The sequence below is a fragment of the Candidatus Omnitrophota bacterium genome (assembly GCA_013791745.1).
Taxonomy (GTDB): Bacteria; CG03; CG03; order CG03; family CG03; genus CG03.
The window spans coordinates 1-1,087 of record VMTH01000058.1; the positions used below are offsets into that span (position 1 = coordinate 1).

Consider the following 1,087-nt stretch of genomic DNA (forward strand, 5'->3'; position numbering starts at 1 on the left):
AAGACATAGACTGGCTCCTGACCAATATGGGGCCTGTCTGGGCGGGGCTCGGCAGAAGTGACGAAGCCCGTAAGTCATACGAAGCGGCGCTCAGTATAAATCCAGGATTGCCGGAGGCATTAAATAATCTCGGCGTTCTTGATTTCGGGGAGGGAGATTATGATTCCGCCGCGCGTCATTTCGCCGAGTCTGTCTCTCTCTCGCCGGATGATGTGAGATATTATAATCTGGCGCTGTCGCTGGGCAAGCTCGGGAAAACGGCCGAAGCGCAGGCCGCGTTTAGAAAATGCCTTAACATAAACCCCGTTAATTACGCCGCTTTGAACGAACTCGGCCTTATTGAGATGAGATCGGGCAATATCGCGGGGGCGAGAGAATTTTTTCAAAAGGGCCTGTCTATAAATCCTGATGATGAGAATTTAAAATACAACCTCGCGCTTGTGAAGAACGGAAAATGAAAGTTTTTAAAATACTGTTTTTTTTGCTCCTGTCCGCATGCTGTTTCGCCGGCGATCTTTTTGAGCTTTGCATAATAAAGAAAAGCGGCGGTTCCTCGCCGCTGTCAAGCTCTGTGGAGGCCGTCCTGAAATATCTCGCCTCGTCCACATCCATAGATCCCCCTCAGGAAGCGGTTTATCTTGAGGTGGGACAGGGTATCTTTGATTATCCCTTTCTCTGCGTCACGGGCAAGGGGTCGCTGCCTGATTTTACTAGAAAGGAAACGGCTCTTCTAGCCAAACATCTTTCATCAGGCGGTTTTCTGTTTATAGATGAGACCGAGTCCTACGGGCTTGATGATTTTTACCGCTCGGTTAAAGATTTCAGCTCCGGAATTTTCCCCTCCGCAGCGCTTGAAAAAATACCGGAGGATGATGTCATATTCAGGAGTTTCTATCTGCAGCCGAAGGCCGCGGGCCGCAATTCGGTCTCTCCCTCTCTTTACGGCGTGCGGATAGACGGGCGCTGGGTGATCGTATATTCGCGGAACGATATTTTCGGCGCATGGGCCAGGGATGAGAGCGGAAGATTTATTTACAGCTGTTATCCCGGAGGCGAAGCTCAGCGGCTGGAGGCCGTGAAAATCACG

2 protein-coding genes are annotated in these 1,087 nt (G+C 50.6%); both read left to right on the forward strand.

Annotated features, from left to right (window positions below; genetic code table 11):
• The coding region (locus FP827_02685) for a tetratricopeptide repeat protein (GenBank protein MBA3051987.1) at positions 1–458 on the forward strand (458 nt) is incomplete at its 5' end.
• Positions 455–1,087 (forward strand): DUF4159 domain-containing protein (locus FP827_02690; protein ID MBA3051988.1); only part of this gene is annotated, 633 nt, incomplete at its 3' end. The genes FP827_02685 and FP827_02690, both read left to right, overlap by 4 nt.